This is a genomic window from Duganella kummerowiae, from assembly GCF_053572355.1.
The window spans coordinates 49,968-67,761 of sequence record NZ_JBKFEH010000023.1 but is presented as its reverse complement, the minus strand read 5'-3'; the positions used below and the strand labels follow the sequence as shown (position 1 = coordinate 67,761).

18 protein-coding genes are annotated in these 17,794 nt (G+C 69.5%); 4 read left to right on the top strand and 14 right to left on the bottom strand.

Annotated elements, in window-relative coordinates:
- Positions 1–160: 160 nt before the first annotated feature.
- Both ACLB1G_RS25770 and ACLB1G_RS25765 read right to left on the bottom strand, forming a co-directional pair.
- Positions 161–3,544 carry a DUF4214 domain-containing protein gene (locus ACLB1G_RS25770; RefSeq protein ID WP_491630124.1) on the bottom strand — a complete coding sequence of 1,128 codons (3,384 nt, stop codon included), beginning with the start codon at positions 3,542–3,544 and terminating at the stop codon, positions 161–163.
- Positions 3,545–3,554: 10 nt separating this feature from the next.
- Positions 3,555–3,746, bottom strand: a complete 192-nt coding sequence (locus ACLB1G_RS25765; protein ID WP_491630123.1) for a hypothetical protein — start codon at positions 3,744–3,746, stop codon at positions 3,555–3,557.
- Here ACLB1G_RS25765 and ACLB1G_RS25760 point away from each other — a divergent pair.
- The gene (locus ACLB1G_RS25760) at positions 3,745–4,458 is read left to right on the top strand and encodes a substrate-binding periplasmic protein (protein ID WP_491630122.1); all 714 of its coding nucleotides are present in this window, start codon (positions 3,745–3,747) and stop codon (positions 4,456–4,458) included. The genes ACLB1G_RS25765 and ACLB1G_RS25760 overlap by 2 nt on opposite strands.
- Here ACLB1G_RS25760 and ACLB1G_RS25755 read toward each other — a convergent pair.
- The 9 genes from ACLB1G_RS25755 to ACLB1G_RS25715 form a co-directional block, all read right to left on the bottom strand.
- Positions 4,455–5,729 carry an FCSD flavin-binding domain-containing protein gene (locus ACLB1G_RS25755; RefSeq protein ID WP_491630121.1) on the bottom strand — a complete coding sequence of 425 codons (1,275 nt, stop codon included), beginning with the start codon at positions 5,727–5,729 and terminating at the stop codon, positions 4,455–4,457. The genes ACLB1G_RS25760 and ACLB1G_RS25755 overlap by 4 nt on opposite strands.
- Positions 5,726–6,103 carry a c-type cytochrome gene (locus ACLB1G_RS25750; RefSeq protein WP_491630120.1) on the bottom strand — a complete coding sequence of 126 codons (378 nt, stop codon included), beginning with the start codon at positions 6,101–6,103 and terminating at the stop codon, positions 5,726–5,728. The genes ACLB1G_RS25755 and ACLB1G_RS25750 overlap by 4 nt, the downstream gene beginning before the upstream one ends.
- Positions 6,104–6,119: 16 nt before the next feature.
- Positions 6,120–6,986, bottom strand: a complete 867-nt coding sequence (soxA, locus tag ACLB1G_RS25745; protein ID WP_491630119.1) for a sulfur oxidation c-type cytochrome SoxA — start codon at positions 6,984–6,986, stop codon at positions 6,120–6,122.
- Entirely contained in the window at positions 6,983–7,309 is a 327-nt protein-coding gene (gene soxZ / locus ACLB1G_RS25740; RefSeq protein ID WP_491630118.1) for a thiosulfate oxidation carrier complex protein SoxZ, read from the bottom strand. Before soxZ ends, soxA begins: the two co-directional genes overlap by 4 nt.
- On the bottom strand, positions 7,309–7,833 hold the full coding sequence (locus ACLB1G_RS25735; protein WP_491630117.1) for a SoxY-related AACIE arm protein: 525 nt from the start codon (positions 7,831–7,833) through the stop codon (positions 7,309–7,311). Before ACLB1G_RS25735 ends, soxZ begins: the two co-directional genes overlap by 1 nt.
- A complete protein-coding gene (gene soxX / locus ACLB1G_RS25730) occupies positions 7,830–8,252 on the bottom strand; it encodes a sulfur oxidation c-type cytochrome SoxX (protein WP_491630116.1) in 423 nt (140 codons plus the stop codon). The genes ACLB1G_RS25735 and soxX overlap by 4 nt, the downstream gene beginning before the upstream one ends.
- 13 nt (positions 8,253–8,265) lie before the next feature.
- A complete protein-coding gene (locus ACLB1G_RS25725) occupies positions 8,266–10,440 on the bottom strand; it encodes a xanthine dehydrogenase family protein molybdopterin-binding subunit (protein ID WP_491630115.1) in 2,175 nt (724 codons plus the stop codon).
- The gene (locus ACLB1G_RS25720) at positions 10,437–10,940 is read right to left on the bottom strand and encodes a (2Fe-2S)-binding protein (protein WP_491630114.1); all 504 of its coding nucleotides are present in this window, start codon (positions 10,938–10,940) and stop codon (positions 10,437–10,439) included. The genes ACLB1G_RS25725 and ACLB1G_RS25720 overlap by 4 nt, the downstream gene beginning before the upstream one ends.
- Before the next feature lie 66 nt (positions 10,941–11,006).
- Positions 11,007–12,644 (bottom strand): hypothetical protein, encoded by a 1,638-nt coding sequence (locus tag ACLB1G_RS25715; protein WP_491630113.1) that lies wholly within the window; start codon positions 12,642–12,644, stop codon positions 11,007–11,009.
- Positions 12,645–12,701: 57 nt separating this feature from the next.
- Between ACLB1G_RS25715 and ACLB1G_RS25710 the strand changes: the two genes are divergently transcribed.
- Both ACLB1G_RS25710 and ACLB1G_RS25705 read left to right on the top strand, forming a co-directional pair.
- Entirely contained in the window at positions 12,702–13,754 is a 1,053-nt protein-coding gene (locus ACLB1G_RS25710; RefSeq protein WP_491630112.1) for an MORN repeat-containing protein, read from the top strand.
- Positions 13,755–13,899: 145 nt separating this feature from the next.
- Positions 13,900–14,511, top strand: a complete 612-nt coding sequence (locus ACLB1G_RS25705; protein ID WP_491630111.1) for an OmpW/AlkL family protein — start codon at positions 13,900–13,902, stop codon at positions 14,509–14,511.
- 101 nt (positions 14,512–14,612) lie between these two features.
- Here ACLB1G_RS25705 and ACLB1G_RS25700 read toward each other — a convergent pair whose 3' ends face one another.
- Positions 14,613–15,071 carry a DUF2244 domain-containing protein gene (locus tag ACLB1G_RS25700; protein ID WP_491630110.1) on the bottom strand — a complete coding sequence of 153 codons (459 nt, stop codon included), beginning with the start codon at positions 15,069–15,071 and terminating at the stop codon, positions 14,613–14,615.
- A gap of 79 nt (positions 15,072–15,150) precedes the next feature.
- Here ACLB1G_RS25700 and ACLB1G_RS25695 point away from each other — a divergent pair, with 79 nt between their 5' ends.
- On the top strand, positions 15,151–15,582 hold the full coding sequence (locus tag ACLB1G_RS25695; RefSeq protein WP_491630109.1) for a hypothetical protein: 432 nt from the start codon (positions 15,151–15,153) through the stop codon (positions 15,580–15,582).
- Between the two features lie 73 nt (positions 15,583–15,655).
- Here the strand turns inward: ACLB1G_RS25695 and ACLB1G_RS25690 are convergent, their stop codons facing one another.
- Both ACLB1G_RS25690 and ACLB1G_RS25685 read right to left on the bottom strand, forming a co-directional pair.
- The gene (locus tag ACLB1G_RS25690) at positions 15,656–17,233 is read right to left on the bottom strand and encodes a methyl-accepting chemotaxis protein (RefSeq protein WP_491630108.1); all 1,578 of its coding nucleotides are present in this window, start codon (positions 17,231–17,233) and stop codon (positions 15,656–15,658) included.
- Positions 17,234–17,408: 175 nt separating this feature from the next.
- Positions 17,409–17,747, bottom strand: a complete 339-nt coding sequence (locus tag ACLB1G_RS25685) for a DUF4148 domain-containing protein (RefSeq protein WP_491630107.1) — start codon at positions 17,745–17,747, stop codon at positions 17,409–17,411.
- Between the last annotated feature and the right edge of the window lie 47 nt (positions 17,748–17,794).

Below are 17,794 nucleotides of genomic sequence, written 5' to 3'. Positions count from 1 at the left end.
AATCGGGGAAGGGTGCTGCTGGCGGAAGGTGGCAGGTGACACGATGCTGTTGTGCTTGCTCTTGTATGAGTGCGTGCATCTCATTCTGGCACACGGTGCGAAAAGTGTAAGGGCGGGCCGCCGCGTTTAGAGCCTTGGCTCTAGCGGCCCGCCGTGTCAGCTACACGTAAGGGATGTAGCTGAAGCCATTACCGATCACGCCGACCAGGGCGGCCTGGTTTTCCGGGCTTTCGCTGAAGCTGGAGAGGACGTCGGCGCGGCTGGCGCCATCCTGCAGCACCTGGAGCCAGAAGGCGGCGCCGCCGGCATCGGCGTCGCGGTGCAGCACGTTGTGGTACAGCAGGTCGACAAAGGCGGCGTTGCTGGTGTCCGCGCCGTACTTGGTGATGAATTCCGCGCTGCGCACGAAGGTGTCGGCCACGTCGTGCAGGCTGGTGCCGTGGTCCAGCTGGGCGATCCAGTAGCCCACTCCGGCCTGGTCCGGCGCGCGGTCGAAGGCGGCCTGGTACAGGCGGTAGGCCTGGCCGCCGTGGCCATCGATGTCCAGCGCCCGCACGGTAGTGGAAAACGCCAGGCGCTCGACATTGAACAGGGTGTCCGCCGTCCCCGAGGCGGTGGCGACCTTGACGTGGTCTCCCTCGCGCGTCACCACCAGGCTGCTGCTCACGTCGCCGTAGTACACCGTATCGAGGCCGGCGCCGCCATCGAGCGTCAGGCCCTTGGCGCTGCCGATCAGGTAGTCGTCGCCGGCCGTGCCCACGACCGCGGCCGGCACGGTGCTGAAGCTGTAGCTGGTGGCGCCCTGGTACTTGTTGCCGGCCAGGTCCAGCACGCTGTCCGACGGCAGCGTGAGGGTGTAGGTGGCGCCCGGCTTGAGGAATACGCGCGGATCGATGGTCAGGGTATGGCCGTACACGGAGGCCGGCAGCCCGGTGCTGCCGCTGGTGAGGTAGACGGCGTTGCCGGCCGCGTCCTTGAGCGTGATGCCGGCGCCGGCGCCCAGCTTCACGATCTCGCTGAATTCGACCACGATATTGCCGTACAAGCTGGCGCCGCCCGCGCCTGGCGCCGGCGTCACGCCGATGACCGTGGGGGCCGTGGTGTCGGTGCTGGTGTCGGTGGCGGCCAGCGTGTAGCTGCCCATGTTCTGGCCGTTGCCGTGGGCGCCCAGGTAGTAGTCGCCGCTGCTGGTGGCGGTGTAGGCCAGGCGCGGTTCGGCCGTGGCGCCGCTGCTCACGGAGGCCAGCGCGACGCCGTACTGGCTGTACAGATCGAGCCCGGCGGCCCGGCCCACGGTGGTGGCCAGGGTGCCGCCGCCACCGGCTGCGCCCAGCATGTCGAACACGTAGCTGTGGCCTGCCTCCAGGTGCACCTTGACCCAGTCCACGTCGGTGGGCGACTCGATGGCGCCGCGCACCTGGCCGCCGATGGCCAGCTGGCCAGCGCTGGCGGCGGTATTGCCGTAGTCGTCCAGCGCGTAGGCGGTGGCCTTGACGGTGTAGCTGCCCACCTTGCCGCCCAGGCTGCTGTTGTTGCCCGCCACCGTGATGTAGTAGTCGCCGCTGGTGGCGGCGTGGAACAGTTGCCGCAGCGTGGACGGTCCATCCTGCAGCGAGGCCAGGGCCACGCCCTGGCCCTGGGCATCCAGTACGCCCAGGCGCGCCTTGCCGGCGCCGCCGGCATCGGCGGTCACCAGTTCCAGCGCATAGTCGTGCCCGGCCTCGACGGTCAGCTTGAACATGTCCTTGTCGTTCTGGATTTCGATACGGCCGGCGACGGCCACGCCGTTCACCATGCCGCCGGCCAGGGTGGGGTCGGCGCCATAGTCGTCCGCCTCGCCCGGCCGCGCCAGCACCTGGTAGCTGCCGCTGTAGTGGTAGGCCGAGGACAGCTCCAGGTAGTATTTGCCGGAGGCCGCCGCCACATAGGACAGCACCGGCTCGGACCAGCTGGTCGACAAGTCCAGCTGCGCCACCTGCTTGCCCTGGCTGTCCAGCAGGCGCAGGTTGGGCGAACTGTCGCTCAGGCCCGCCTGGTCGTTGTGCAGCAGGGCGCTGAACCAGTAGGTCTGGCCCGCTTGCAGGTCGACGCTGAACCAGTCGATGTCGCCGCCGCCCTTTTCCAGCACGCCGGACTGTTTGGCGCCCAGCGCCAGCGCGCCGGTGGTGGCGGCGTTGGCGCTGTAGTCGTCGGCGGGTTGGGTCAGCTGCACCGTGTAGGTCTGCGGCGTGCTGGCGCCGGACGAAACGGCCAGGTAGTAATCGCCCGTGGTGGACGCCGTGAAGGTGCCGTAGGGCTGGCCGCTGTAGCCGGTGGCGATGTCATGGCCGGCGGCGTCGGCCAGCTTGGCGCTCAGCTGGGAGGCCGTGCCGTTCGCCGCCACCAGGCCCAGGCTGTAGGTCACGCCGGCCTGCAGGCTGAACTTGATCATGTCGACGTCGGCGCGGCCCTGGATGGCGCCGGCCACCGTGGCGCCGACGGCAGCCCCGGTGGCGCTGGCGGCCGTGTCGCCGTGGTCGTCCGGCTCGGCGCCGGTGGCCTGCACGGCGTAGGGCGAGCGCGTGACCAGGCTGGACGTGCTATACACCTGCACATAGTAGTCGCCCGCGCCGGGCGGCTGCGCCAGCGTGAACTTGGTGGTGGTGGCGTCGATACGCTCGCCGCTCACGTTCAGGGTCTTGCCATTTGCATCCACCACCTGCAGGGTCAGGTAGGGCATGTCGCGCGCGTCGCCGCTCAGCGTGTAGCTGTAGATACGGCCGGTGTCCAGGTGCATGCGGAAGGCATCGACGTCGCCACGGTACTGCAGCGCGCCGCTGGCCTGTGCGCCTACGGCCAGCACGCCAGTGGTGCTGGTGTTGCGCGCATAGTCGTCCGCCACGGTGCGCAGGCCGACCGTGTAGGCGCCGGCCTCGGCGCCTTCCACCTCGATGTAGTAGTCGCCGGCGGCCAACGGCTCGAACGGGTAGATGGTCTCGATGCGATGGCCTGCCGCGTCCAGCAGGTTGAAGTCGTAGATGTCGACATTGCCCTCGACGCTGGGAATGGTGAAGCTGTAGTGCTGCCCCGCCTCGGCGTGGAATTTGATCCAGTCACGGTCGCCGGTAAATTCGAACTGCCCGGAATAATTGCCGCCCACCGTCACCTGCGCCGTGGTGGTGGCATCGGCCGGCACGGCGTCGGGCTGGGTGGTCATGGCTTTGACGGCGTAGGCGAACCCGCCGTTGCCGAACTGTTGGGAGGTTGCCAGGCAGTAGTCCCCTGTCAGCTCCGGAGTGTAGTGCAGCAGCAGCACGCGGTCGGTATCGGACACCACCCCGGCCCAGGCCAGCGACTGGCCGTCGGCGCCCACCAGCGCTAGCATGCTGCCCAGGAAGTACTGGAAATTCTGGGTGGGTTCCAGGGACAGCACATATTCCTGCCCCGCCTCCAGGTGCAGCTTGAACCAGTCGACGTCGCCGATGGCCTCCAGCGTGCCGGTTGCGGCGCCGCCGATGGCCAGGCTGCCGGTGGTGTGGATGTCGCTGCTGTAGTCGTCTGCCATGGGATTGCGCTCAAAAGTGATAGATGTCGCTGGAGCCGCTGCCGACCTTCAGCGTAGGTGTTCGCCGGATGCCAGCGTGCAGCCAATAATAACAATATTTCCACGCAGACATGCTCACCAATTGTTGCAGCAGGTCGTGAATTTGTCCGGCGGCGCAGCGGCGCGATAGAATGGCAGGGTCTTTCCCCACCACGAGCGCCATGCGTCCGCTTCCTGCACTGCTGCTGCTGTTCTCCTGCGCCGCACTGGCCGCCCAGCCCGAACTGGTGATGGTGGCGCCCACCGACCAGGCCATGCCTGTGGTGCGCTTCCAGGACGGCGTGCTGGCCGGCGGCATCATCAAGGACGTGGGCGATTTGCTGGCGCAGCGCCTGGGCCGGCGCGCCGTGTACGTGAACGCGGCGCCAGACGGCGTCACGGCCACCCTGGCCAGCGGCAAGGCCGACGCCATGTGCTATGTCATGCCGGGCTGGATAGACGGCGACTACCAGTGGAGCGCGCCCCTGATCCCGGACGCCGAACTGATCGTCGCCAGCGCCGCCGCGCCGCGCCTGCGTTCATTGAAGGACTTGCGCGGCCGCCAGGTGGGCACGGTGGCCGGCTACCGCTACCCGCGCATCGAGCGCGTGCTGGGTGCGCACCTGCTGCGCGCCGACAGCGGCACCATGGAGCAGAACCTGCGGCAGATCGCCGAGGGCAAGGTCGATTACGCCATCGTCGGCGAGAACACCCTGGCCTACCGCCTGCGCGCCGAGCCCTCGCTCAAGCTGCGGCCGGACCTGGTGTTCGCCGCCTTCAAGACCCAGTGCGCCTTCTCGCGCCGCGCGCGGGTGCCGTTCGCGGACGCCGCGCGCGCCATCGAGGCCATGGCCAGGGATGGCAGCGTGGATCAGATCCTGGCGCGCTACCGCTAGAGACCCAGGCTGTCGGCCCAGATGTTGTGTGCCCAGTTGTCGGCATACTGCCCCTCCAGCACACTGGCGGCGGACGACACGCCGCCCGAGCCGGGCGCCGCCAGCAGGGTTTTCCTGTCAGCGTCGTAGGCGTGCACCGAGGCCACGTGGATCACCTCGCGCTCGGACACGTAGCTGTAGCAGGTATTGGTCAGCATGGAATGGGCATCGGGCGCGCGCCCGGCCAGCAGCTCGATCACGGCGGCGGCGCAGACCTTGGCGTGCTGGTTGGCCATGTGGGCCGACTTGGGCATCAGCGGCGCCACCTGGATGGCGTCGCCCAGCACGTGGATGCCGGGCGCCTGGAGCGACTCGAAGCTGAGGAAGTCCACCGCGCACCAGCGGCCGCCGGCGTTGGCCAGGCCGCTTTGCACGGCGATGCGGCCGGCGCGCTGCGGCGGTATCAGGTTCAGCACGTCAGCCGCCACCCGCTCGCCCAGTTCGGAGATGGCGGCGCACCCGGCCACGTCGACATCGGCGGTCCTGAACGCGGGCCGGTAATCGATCATGCCGGGATAGCGCTCCTGCCAGACACGCTTGAACAGCGCGCCCTTGGACACCACGTCGTCATTGGCGTCCAGTATCAGCACCCTGGACCTGGGCTTGGCGCGGCTGAAGTAGCTGGCCACCTGGCAGGCGCGCTCGTAGGGGCCGGGCGGGCAGCGGTAGGGCGCGGGCGGGATGCTGATGGCGTACACCCCGCCGTCCGGCATGGCTTCCAGCTGGGCGCGCAGGGCCGTGGTTTGCGGGCCGGCCTTCCAGGCGTGCAGGATGCGCTCCTGCGCGCCGGGGCGCTGCATGGCGGGCAGCTGCTCCCACATGAAGTCTATGCCTGGCGACACGATCAGGCGGTCGTAGCGCAGGGTGGCGCCGCCGGCCAGCGCCAGCGTGCGCCGCCCGGCGTCGATGGACGCCACGCTGTCGCGCACGATGCGCACCCCGTGCCGGCGTTCCAGTCCTGCGCGGTCCAGGGTGAGCGAGGCCAGGCTGCGCGAGCCGCCCAGCACCAGGTTGGACAGCGGGCAGGAGATGAACGCCGCTTCGGGTTCGACCAGGGTGACGCCGATGGCGCCCCCGCTCCACAGCCGCAGGTAGCGGGCGGCGGTGGCGCCGCCATAGCCGCCGCCCACCACCACCACTTGCGGCTGGGCGCCGCGCGCGATGCTGGCGCAGCCGGTGGCGGCCAGCGCCGCGGCCGCGCCGCCGGCCTGGATAAAGGCGCGCCGTTTCATCGCGCCGCCTCCCTGGGCTGGGCGGCGAAGTAGGCGGCCAGCAGCCGCAGCTGCTCGTCGCTGTAGCCCCTGGCGATCTGCGGCATGATGGTGCCGCCGCGGCTGCCGTCCTGGTAGGCGCGCAGGCTGGCCAGCAGCGCGTCCTGCGCCTGTCCGGCCAGCGGCGGCAGGACGCCGCCCACGGTGGCGCCGGCCGTGCCATGGCAGGCCGCGCAGGTGGCGGCCAGGCGCGCGCCAGGCGGCACCGGCGGTGCGGCCAGGCGCGCCATGGGGCCGGCGCCATCGGCCCCGCCGGCGGCCGGCGCAGCCGATGCGGACAGCGACAACAGCAGCGCCGCCACCAGGGCGCGCAGGGACGGTATGCCTATGCTCATGCTGTGCTCCTTGATGTCATGGACGGACGCCGGGGGATTCGATGCGCATGCCCTGGTCGCGCCGGGCCAGGTAGGCTTCCAGTTCCACCAGTTCCGGCGCGCCATAGGGCGGCAGTGCGGCGCGCACGCCGCTCATGCAGTTGCGCAGGCGCCGCTGCAGCGAGCCCATGGCCTGCCACTCCAGGCGGTAGATGGGATAGGCCGCCGCGTGGGCCTGGGGGATGGTGCTGGCGCCCAGCTTGCCGCCGGCGCGCTGGTCGTGGCACTGCGCGCAGGACAGGTTGAGCTGGCCGATGCGCTGGAAGTACAGCTGGCTGCCGCGCGCGGCGGCGGCGCGGGTCGCGCTGTCCTGCGGCGGCGCCACCGGCAGGCCGCGCGACTGCAGGGCGAGGTAGCTTTCCAGCGCCAGCAGGTCCTCGCTTTCCGGCCGCAGCGGCGCGGCCAGCTGGTGGCGTTCACGGCACTGGTTGATGCGCTGGCCCAGGTTGAGCACGCGCTTGCTGGCCGTATCGAAGGCGGGATAGCGGGCCGCCACGCCGCGCATGGCGGCCTGCGCCTCGCCATGGCAGGCCGCGCAGGACTGGCCGCTGCGGCCAGCCGGGGCCCGCCACAGGGCGGCGCCATTGGCGACCCACAGCATGGCCGGGTTCTGGCTGTCGTCGCGCTGCATGGCCTGGGTCGCGGGGCTCATGTCGTCGTAGCCGGAGCGGCGGGTATCCTCGGCTGGGGCAGTGCAGCCGGCAATGCTGGCGATGGCGGCAATGGCCACGATGGCCGAAGTGGCCGTGGCGGGGATGGCCGCAGTGGCTGCAGTGGCGGTGGCGGCCGCATTGGCTGCTCTGGCGGTGGCGCCCCTGCCCGGCATAGGCCAGCGGCGGCTCATGGGGCCTCCACCGCCAGGGCCACGGTTTCCGTGGCGGAGTAGCCGTTGTCGCCCTCCCAGTGGAATTCCAGCGTGCCGCTGTCCACCGCCGTGGTGAAGAAGGCGATGTAGGGATTGGCCGATACCGCCTGGTGCAGCTCGGCCGCGAACACCTGCTCGCCGTTGTAGCGGCACACGAAGCGCCGGATGATATCGCGCGGCACCAGCCTGCCGTCCGGGCCGGGGCGGTAGCCGGTCTCCATGGCATGCCCGACCAGGGCGCGGATCTCGATCACCTCCCCGCGCCGGGCCGTGGCCGGCATGGTCACCAGGGCGCGCGCCATCAGGGCCCCTCCCCTTCGATGCAGGCCGCCAGCGTGACGATCACGTCGGCCGTCTGCTGCCAGCAGCGGCCATCGTTCATGCGCGCCACCGCGACCAGCTGCTGCGAGGCCGCCAGCCGGATGCGGGTCGAGACCTGCGCCCTGCCGCAGCGCGGCGTCAGCGTGAACACGGCCACCTCGGTGTGCGGATTGCGTTCGTTGAAGATGGCGATGGCGCTCACATGGTCGGCCGCCGTCATCGGACTGTCGACCGCCACCGTCACTGGCACCGCGTTGCCGTTGTCGATCAGCTGGGCGATCTCGATGCGCACCCGGCCCGCCTGCGGCGCCACGCCGCCGGTGAAGGCCGCCACCGCGGCCGCCATCTCGGCGCGGGTGGCCAGGGCGGCGCCGGGCAGCAGCAGCGCCAGCGCGCCGCCGGCCGCCACCTTGCGCCGCACCGGGTCGGGACGCTTCATGGGGACGGACGCCGCGCCCCGGCGCGCAGGCGCCGGCGAGCGCCATGGCGTATGGCGGACCGTCATGGCGGCCCCTCCTTGAGCGTGGCCAGGTAAGCCACCACGTCCTCGACCTGCCGGGCGTCCAGGATGGTGCGGCCCTGGTAGGCGTTTGCCACCCGGTTCAGGCCCGTGGTGCTGAAATACGGCGGCATGATGCTGTCCGGGTTGGTGCGGCGCGCGTCCACCACGCGCAAGCGCAGCTGGGCCACCGTCCAGCGCGCGCCGGCGCCGCGCAGGTCCGGCCCCAGGCTGCCCTGGAAGGGCTGCTCGGGTATGGGCGCCGCGTGGCACAGCAGGCACAGGCCCAGCTGGCGGTCGGCCACGATGGCGCGGCCGCGCGCGGCGTCGCCCGGGGTGGCGGCCAGCGGCGCCTCCATGCCATCCTGCGCCGCCGCCCACGCGGGCGCCAGCACGGCGGCCAGCAGCATGGCAAAGCGCCGCATCGCCGTACCCCGCTCAGGTCCGGGACAACCTGGTGTGCTTGAGCGGCAGGTTGCGCACCCGCTTGCCGGTGGCGGCGAAGATGGCGTTGAGCACCGCCGGCGCAGCCACCGCGATGGTGGGTTCGCCCACCCCGCCCCAGAAGCCGCCGGACGGCATGATGATGGACTCCACCTTGGGCATCTCGTCCATCTTCAGCACCGGGTAGGTGTCGAAGTTCTGCTGCTCCATCTGGCCATCCTTGAGCGTGCATTCGCCATAGAAGGCGGCCGACAGCCCGTACACGAAGGAGCCCTCGATCTGGGCCTCGATCTGCTGCGGATTGACGGCGTGCCCGGGGTCGGTGGCGGCCACGATGCGGTGCACCTTGACCTTGCCGTCCTTGCCCACCGAGACCTCGGCGCAGGCCGCCACATAGCTGCCGAAGCCCATGGTCTGCGCCAGTCCCCGGTACACGCCCTTGGGCGCGGGCTTGCCCCAGCCCACTTTCTCGGCCACCGCGTTCAGGACCGCCAGGTGCCTGGGATGGTCCGCCATCAGCTTGCGGCGGAAGGCCAGCGGGTCCTGCCTGGTGGCGTGCGCCAGCTCGTCCATGAAGCATTCCAGGTAAATGGTGTTCTGGTTCAGGTTGACCCCGCGCCAGAAGCCGGACGGCACCGGCGGATTGCGCATCGCATGGTCGACCAGCAGGTTGGGGAAGCTGTAGCCGATGGACGCCTCCGGCCCCGGCGCGTTCAGGCCCTGGAAGGTGACCGGGTCCTTGCCGTCCTTGAGCGTCTGCCCCAGCGAGGCCAGGATGGACTGGCCCGAGATGCGCATGTGCAGCGCCGTCACATTGCCCTTGGCGTCCAGCCCGGCCGTCAGCTTGCACTGGGTGATGGGATGGTAGCGGCCATGCAGCATGTCCTCCTCGCGGGTCCAGATCAGCTTGACCGGCGTGCCCGGCATGGCCTTGGCGATCAGCACCACCTGGCGCACCCAGTCGTGTACCGCGCCGCGCCGGCCAAAGCCGCCGCCCAGGTGGATCTTGTAGACCTCGCACTGCGCGGCCGGCAGCCCGGCCGCCTCGGTGGCGGCGGCAAAGGCGCCTTCGCCGTTCTGGGTCGGGGTCCAGACCTCGCAGCGCTCTGGCGTCCAGCGCGCGGTGGCGTTCATCACTTCCATGGTGGCGTGGTTCAGCCAGGGATAGGAATACACCGCCTCCACCTTGCGCACGGCCCTGGCCAGGGCCGCCCTGGCGTCGCCGTTGGCGTTGCCCACCACGGCGTCCGGCGCATCCAGGCCCTGTTTCAGCATGGCGGCGACATCCTTGCTGGACAGCTGGGCGTTGGGGCCCTTGTCCCATACGATGGGCAGGGCGTCCAGGGCCGACTTGGCGCGCCACCAGGTGTCGGCCACCACGGCCACGGCGCTGTCGCCCACCTGCAGCACCTTCTTCACGCCGGGACGTTTTTCGATGGCGGCCGCATCGAAGCTTTTCACCTTGCCGCCGAACACGGGGCAATCCTTGATGGCGGCGTTCAGCATGCCGGGCAGCTTGAGGTCCATGCCGTACACCTGGGCGCCGGTGGTCTTGTCCACCGTGTCCAGGCGCGCCAGCCGCTTGCCAGCCAGCTTCCAGTCGCGGGGATCCTTGAGCGCCACGTCGGCGGGCGGCGCCAACTTGCCGGCCGCCGCCGCCACCTTGCCGTAGCTGACCGTGCGCCCGCTGGGCAGGTGGGTGATGATGCTGGACGCCGCCCTGCACTCGGCGGCCGGCACTTGCCAGGCCTCGGCCGCCGCCTGCACCAGCATCATGCGCGCCGCCGCCCCGCCCTTGCGCACATAGTCGTGCGACTCGCGTACGCCACGGCTGCCGCCGGTCGAGAAGCTGCCCCACACGCGCTTGCGCGCCAAGTTCTGCCCCGGCGTCGGATATTCGGTGCTGACCCTGGACCAGTCGGCGTCCAGCTCTTCGGCCACCAGCTGCGCCAGCCCGGTCAGCGTGCCCTGGCCCATTTCGGAACGGGCGATGCGGATCACGATGCTGTCGTCCGGCCTGACCACCACCCAGGCATTGACCTCGGGCGCGGCGCCGCCCTCCTGCGCCTGGGCCTCGAACGGAATATGGAAGGCCACCACCAGGCCGCCCATGGCGGCGGCCGAACCCTTGAGGAAAGCGCGCCGCGACAGCGGCAGGCCGGCGCTCATGCCTGGCTCCCCGGCAGGTGCTCGATATCCAGCCCGGCCGACTTGGGATCGGCCCCGCGCGCCACCACCTTGATGGCGGCGCGCACCCGGTTATAGGTGCCGCAGCGGCAGATATTGGTCATGGCCGTGTCGATGTCGGCGTCGCTGGCTTTCGGCTTTTCCTTGAGCAGGGCGGCGGCGGCCATGATCATGCCGGACTGGCAGAAGCCGCACTGCGGCACGTCCAGCGCCACCCAGGCCTTCTGCAGCGGATGGGAACCATCCCTGGACAGGCCCTCGATGGTGGTGATCTTCTGCTGCGCCGTCACGGTGGACAGCGGCCGCACGCAGCTGCGCGTGGCTTCGCCGTCGATATGCACGGTGCAGGCGCCGCACTGCGCCACGCCGCAGCCGTACTTGGTGCCCGTCAGTCCCAGCTGCTCGCGCAGCACCCACAGCAGTGGCGTGTCGTCCTCCGCCTCGAATTCCCGCACCACGCCGTTGACGTTCAACTTGGCCATGCCGCCTCCCCAGGTTATCGACCGCAGGTGATACTACACCCGCCACCGGGACTTTGCACCTGGTATTCAGCGGCCCTGCAGCGCCGCCAGCACGCGGGCGATATCGGCCCGGTAGAACGCCGTGCGCGGCTGGTAGGGCCGGGCGCAGGGGACGGCCAGGGTGGCGCCATCCTTCAACCCCAGAAGCACTTCGTGGCGCGCCGTGCAGGCCGCCGCCATGGCCTGGCCGGTGGCGGCGTGGCCAAACACCGGCAAGCCCTCGATGCTGCGCACGTCGATGTCGCGCACGAAGGTCTTGCAGGCCTTCATCCCGTCCAGCAGCACGCCGTCCGCCATGGGCGTGGTGCCGCTGCGGCCGCCGCAGTCATCCTTCATCAGCTGGACCAGGGCGCGCAGCACCATGGCGTCGCGCTGGGCCTGGGTAGGCGGCTGCGGCGTGGCCAGGCCGGTGGCGGCAAACAGGGCTTCCCACTGTCGCTCCATGGGACCTTCATTGCCCAGCAGGGCCGGGATCCAGCGTGGATGGCAGTCCGTGGCGGGGCCGCATTCCATGGCCTGGGCGAAGTCCGGTTTGGCGCCGCCGCGCAGGTCGCGGTAGAAGGCGTTCAGGCGCGCCACCGCACCATCCTGGGTCCGGCCCTGGCGCGCCGCCAGCGCGTAGGCGTAGACAGCCAGCCCGCAGCGGTATTCCAGCCGGTTGCCGGCGATAACCCTGGGCGACAGCGCGCGCCAGCTTTGTCCGTCGGCGTACAGCACGCAATCGGTGAGAGCGCGGTCCAGGTCCTCGGCCGCCTGGGCCGGCGTCAGCCAGCCATTGTGCAGGGACGCCATCCAGCGCAGGAATTCGCCGCCGCCCTCGTGGATCAGGCGCGCGTCCGGATAGGCATCGGCGGCGTCGCGCAGCTGGAAGCGGTGGCTGTATTCATGCGAGACCAGCAGCGCCAGTTCGCGCCGTTCGGCCGGTCCCGGCGCGGCCGGCCAGTTGTACAGCGACAGGCGCAGGACGTCGCTGGCGTCGCCGCCTATGGTGGGGCCGCCGGGCGCCTCGGCCCACACGGCGGCCACCGCCGGCGCCTTGTAGACGGCGTCCGGCATGGCCAGTCGCAGGTAGTCCACGGTGCCGGCCGCCACTTCCCTGATCTGTGCGACGGCGGCGGACGGCAGGCGCGGATCGAACCAGGCCAGCGGCTGGCCCGGCTGCCACGCCAGCGGCGCCTGCAGCAGCAGGGCCGCGCTGTCCGCGCTGGCGGCCGTGGCGTGACCGCGCACGGCGGCGCCGTCGGCCACCACACCGGGCGCCGCAAAGCGGTAGGTGGCGGGGCCGCAGCTGTCCGCCAGCGCGTAGTTGGACAGGTGGGCGTACAAGCCCTGCCCGAGCGGGAAGGCGGCCGGGTAACCGGGCTGGCGCACCTGCGCCGGCACCCGGAAGCGCAGCGCGGGGCACTGGGCCGGGCCGCGCTCCAGGCGGTCGGCGCCGGCGCTGCCGCAGCCGGGGTCCAGCGCCTGCCAGCCGGCGCGGGTCTCGCGGCCATCCCTGCCATTCTTGAGGAAATCCACTTGCGCACACTGTGGGGGCAGGCGGTAGGACACTTCCAGCGCATCGGGTCCTGCCAGCGTCAGTTGCACGTCCACCCCGGCCTGGTCCGGCGCGGCCAAGGCGCCCAGCGGCCACAAGGCCGCCAGCAGTCTTAAGTAATTTTTCATGTCCCAAGGATATCACCAAGTGATAACATTATTTTCTTTACAATCACGAGAGACCTTATGCGCCCGCTTCCCCTGCTGCTGCTTGCCCTTGCCGCCCACGCCGTGGCCGCGGAACCCGCCTACACCGGTCCGGCCGACTGCCGCATTGCCGATCCGCGTCCGGCCGCCGGGCGTAGCGCCAGCTGGAACGGCGCCTGCAAGGATGGCTATGCGGACGGCCCCGGCGCGCTGCAATGGACGCTGAACGGCAAGGACACGGAACGCTACGAAGGCCCGCTGCAGCGCGGCCTGCCGAATGGCGACGGGGTCTACCAGCGCGCCGACGGCAGCCTGGCCCAGGGCGACTACAAGGATGGGCAGCTGGATGGCAAGGGCATCATCGTGCGGCCCAATGGCGACAAGCTGGTGGGCAGCTTCCAGCAGGGCCGGGTCACGGGCCAGGTCAAGTTCTACAGCCACAATGGCGACGTCTACGAAGGCGGCTGGAACGCCGGTCCGGATGGCGTCGGCACGATACGCTATGCCCTGGGCGGCAGCTACAGCGGCCACTGGCGCAACGGCAAGCCGTGGGGCGAAGGCGCCATCACCTATTCCAATGGCCAGGTGCTCAAGGGCCAGTTCGCCGGCAGCTTCCAGCTGGGCGGGCCGGCGCTGGAGGGCAAGCCGCAGCCGGGCAACTACGACATCAAGGAAGACAGCCCCCGCACCGGCAGCAACCTGCGCAGCGACGCCGCCCGGGGCTACCAGGTGCCGCCCGATAAATCCTATGCCGACCTGACGCCTGAACAGCAGCAGCTGGTCAGGCAGCCCTACGCCATCCTGCAGGCCGGCGACGCGCCGCCCTATCCGGTGGGCGGCATGGTGGAGCTGTCGCGCGCGCTGTCGCGCCTGGGCGGCCAGATGCGCGGACGCGGCATGCTGCAGGCCCAGGTCTGGGTCGACGAAAACGGCGCGCCGCAGCGCACCGCCATCCTGGAAGCGCCCGACAAGGAGTTCGGCGACATGGTGGCCAGGGTGCTGTTGCTGGTCAAGTATACGCCGGGCCGCTGCGCCGGCCAGCCCTGCGCCATGGCGGTGCCGTTCAAGTACATGTTCACCCTCAGCCCATGAGCTGGCAATGCAGCGGCGCCGTGACGGTACCGTAAAACTACGAGGGCACGGCGTATCGGTGAGCTTTTGATGTGCATCAAAGTTTTTGCTGAGCAGCATCAATACACTTCTTTCCGTTACTTAGACGAAAGAGAAGGAAGTGAAAATGAAGAAGCCTGTTGCAGCCATCCTGTTTGCCTCCCTGGGTTTGATCGCGGGCCACGCGGCCGCCGAGGAATCGCCGTGGCTGGTGCGTGCGCGCGCTGTGCATCTGGATCCGGCCGACAAGTCTGATCCCGTGGGCGGCGCCGGCGCCTCCGACCGCATCGGCGTGAGCAGCAAGACCATCCCCGAAGTCGACATCTCGTATTTCTTCACCCCGAACTTCGCGGCCGAGCTGATCCTGACCTATCCGCAGAAGCACGACGTGAGCCTGGACGGCGCCAAGATCGGCACCTTCAAGCACCTGCCGCCCACGCTGCTGGCCCAGTACCATTTCGTGTCGAACTCGCCGCTCACGCCCTACCTGGGCGCCGGTGTGAACTACACCAACATCTCCGATGTGAACCTGCTGGGCGGTAAGGGCGGACTGGAACACAAGAGCTGGGGCCTGGCCGTGCAGGCCGGCGTCGACTACAAGATCGACGAGCACTGGTCGCTCAACTTCGACGTGAAGAAAGTGCAGATCCGCAGCGACGTGTATATCAGCGGCGCCAAGGCCAGCGCGGTCAAGGTGGATCCGCTGCTGGTGGGCGTGGGCGTCGGCTACCGCTTCTAAGAACCCGTTTAAAAATGACCATGGCGTCGTTACGGCTCCTCGCCGTGCTGGCGCACTGTCTTCGTAGCCGCGCCTAGCCCTGCTCATTTTTGGAACGGGTTCTAATGGAGGCGCAGGTCGCGCTGCAGTTCCAGCGCGACCTGGCGCCGGCGCGCGGGCGGCGCCAGCCGTCCCAGCGCCAACCGGCGGCCGCCGGCTTCCAGCGCGATCAGGTCGCGCTGGCGGCGCGGCGGCGTGACGCGGGTGCGGCGTGCATCGAGCTCGATGCGGGTGACCCGCTCGGCCGAGCAGCGCTCCACCAGCAAACGGCCGCCGGCCAGCTCGATGCGCTCATGGTCGGTGGCGTGGCGCGCGTGATACACGAAGGCCGCCGCCACCGCCGCCATCTCCAGCGCCGTAAAGAACAGGATCTGCCACACCCCGGCCACGATGAAACCGGTGGCCACGCCGAACGAGGCCAGGCACAGCACGCCGTAGGCGGCCACGAACTGGCGCGGCGTCAGCGCGCACTGGCGGCGCAGCAGCCATTCCCGCCTGCTTTCCGAGCTATCGCGTGGCATGTCATCCTCCCGCCGCCATTATTTCACGATTCCCGCCTGCCGCTATAATGCGGGCATACCGGCCACCGATGGATGCCTCATGCGCAAGTCCCTGATACTCCTGCTGCCCCTGCTGCTGACCGCCTGCGTGGACGATTCCGCCAGCTATTACGCGGACGGCAAGGGCGGCCAGCACAGCCTGACGGTGCGGCGCGTGCAGCCGTATTTCTGGAAGGATGAAGTGGAAGTGCAGCTGACCATGGCGCGCCAGCCGGAATGCCAGCGTCGGGTGGACCTGCAGCTGTCCGGCGCGGACGAGGTCGAAATCGAGCTGTACGCCAAGGGCGACAACATGTGGGTGCTGCGCTCCGGCCAGGAAGCGTGGGCGGCCGACACCCAGACCTGTGTGCTGTACACCGACATCAAGACCGACCCGGGCGAACTGGTCGGCATGTACCACGTGGACGGCGACCAGCTGATCTTCGAAGCGGCCGTGGCCGTGGGACCGGACGGCAAACCGCTGCCGCAGTAACCCCGGTAACCCCGGTAACCCCGGGGTCAGATCTGACATTAGTACATGAGTCTGCCTTCAGGCTAGCTCATGATCAGGCCAGCTCATGTCTGAACGAGACCTGACCCCGCAGTTTGAAGCGGGCGACCAGCCGCGCCAGCGCCGCCGCCTGTTCCTGCAAGCTGGCGGCCGCTGCCGCTGCCTGCTCCACCAGCGCGGCGTTTTGCTGGGTGGCCGCGTCCATCTCGCTGATGGCCTGGTTGACGTGGCCTATGCCCGTGCTCTGCTCGCCCGACGCGGCCGCGATCGCCGCCATCAGCCGCGTCACCCGCTCCACGCTGGCCACCACCTGCTCCATGGTCGCGCCGGCCGTGGCGGCCAGCCCGCTGCCCTGTTCTATGGTCTGCACCGAGCTGCCGATCAAACCCTTGATCTCGTGCGCGGCCGCCGCCGAGCGCTGCGCCAGCGCCCTCACTTCGGACGCCACCACCGCGAAGCCGCGCCCCTGTTCTCCCGCCCGCGCCGCTTCCACCGCCGCGTTCAGCGCCAGGATATTGGTCTGGAAAGCGATGCCGTCGATCACGGTAATAATCTCCACGATGCGCCTGGACGCATCCTGGATGCCATCCATGGTGCGCACCAGCTGCGTCACCGCCAAGCCGCCGTCGCGCGCCACGGCCGCCGCCTCCTGCACCAGGCGGTTGGCCTGGCTGGCATTACCGGCGTTCTGCTGCACCGTGGTGGTCAGCTGCTCCATCGCGGCCGCCGTCTGCTGCAGGGCGCTGGCCTGGGACTCGGTGCGCGCCGACAGATCCAGGTTGCCGCTGGCGATCTGGCTCGAAGCGCTGGCGATGGTCTCGGCGCTGGCGCGGATCTGGCCTATGGTCCGGGCCAGCTGCTCCTGCATGGCGCGCATGCCGTGCAGGATGCTGTCCTTGTCGCTCTCGCGCAGCAGGATCGCCCCATCCAGCTCCCCCCCGGCAATACGTTCCGCCACCTGTCCCACGTAGACGGGATCGCCGCCTATCGAAGCGCGCACGCTGCGGTTGACGGCGCCCACCACCACCCACAGCCCGGCGCACAGCAGCGCCAGCACCGCCAGCGACTGGTACAGCGTGGCGTGGAAATCGGCCTCGATGTCGTCCAGGTACACCCCGGTGGTCAGGGCCCAGCCCCAGGGCGCATAGGCTACGACCCGGCTCAGCTTGGGCACCGGTTCGCTGCCGCCGGGCCGCGTCCACCAGTAGCGCACATAGCCTGCTCCTTCCGGCGTGCGGCTGGCGGCATAAATGTCCCGGTACAGATAGCGTCCTTTCGCATCCTGGACATCAGCCATGTCCTTGCCATCGTTTTCCGGCTTGAACGGGTTCATCAGCGACACCGTTCCGGCCGTGACGGTGATGTAGCCATCCTTGCCGTAGCGCAGATTGCGTATCATGGCCAGCGCCTGGCGCTGGGCCTCATCCCGGCCCAGCAGGCCGGCGGCGGCGCGCTCGCCGTACTGCTGGACGATGCTGAGGCCAGCGTCATCGATATGGCGCAGGTCCGTGCTGCGCTCCTCGATGCGGATGGCGCGCGTCTCGAAGGCGTCAAGGATGACAATCGCGGTGATGCACAACAGGCTGCAGATCAGAGGTACCCACAGCTTCTGCTGAAAAGACAGTTTGTTCACGGAGAGCTCCCTATAGTCATGCAAGCGAGATTACCGTCGGTGCCGGCGTCCAACCGGGCTTGATGTGCACAAAAAACAACATTTATAGTCATGCCAACAAAAGAAACGGACGCGGCGATCTGCATCGCTGGCGTCCGTGTGATGTGGCGGTGGGCGGGCAGGGTCCCGCCGGTAATCAGTGCTGCTGGGCGGCGCCGGATTTGGCGGCCAGTTGGGCGTCCACCTTGGCGGCCTTGGCGCGGTTCCAGCCGGTCACGTAGTCGGCCTCGCTGGTGTCCAGGGTGCCGGCGGCGCGGGCAGCCACCACTTCGGCGCGCACTTGCGCGCGGGTCAGGCCGGCAGTTTGGACCACGGGCGGATTGAGGGTGGCTTCGGTCTGGTCCAGGGCGCCGGCGGCGCGCGCCTGCTGCACTTCGGCCTGCACCTCGGCGCGGGTTTTGACGGGTTCGGCCAACGCGGCGCCAGCGGCCAGCAGCATGGCGGCGGAGGCGATGAGGGTCTGGATGGTTTTCATGATGAACTCCTGATGGCTAATTGGATGAGTCCATCTTAATATCAACA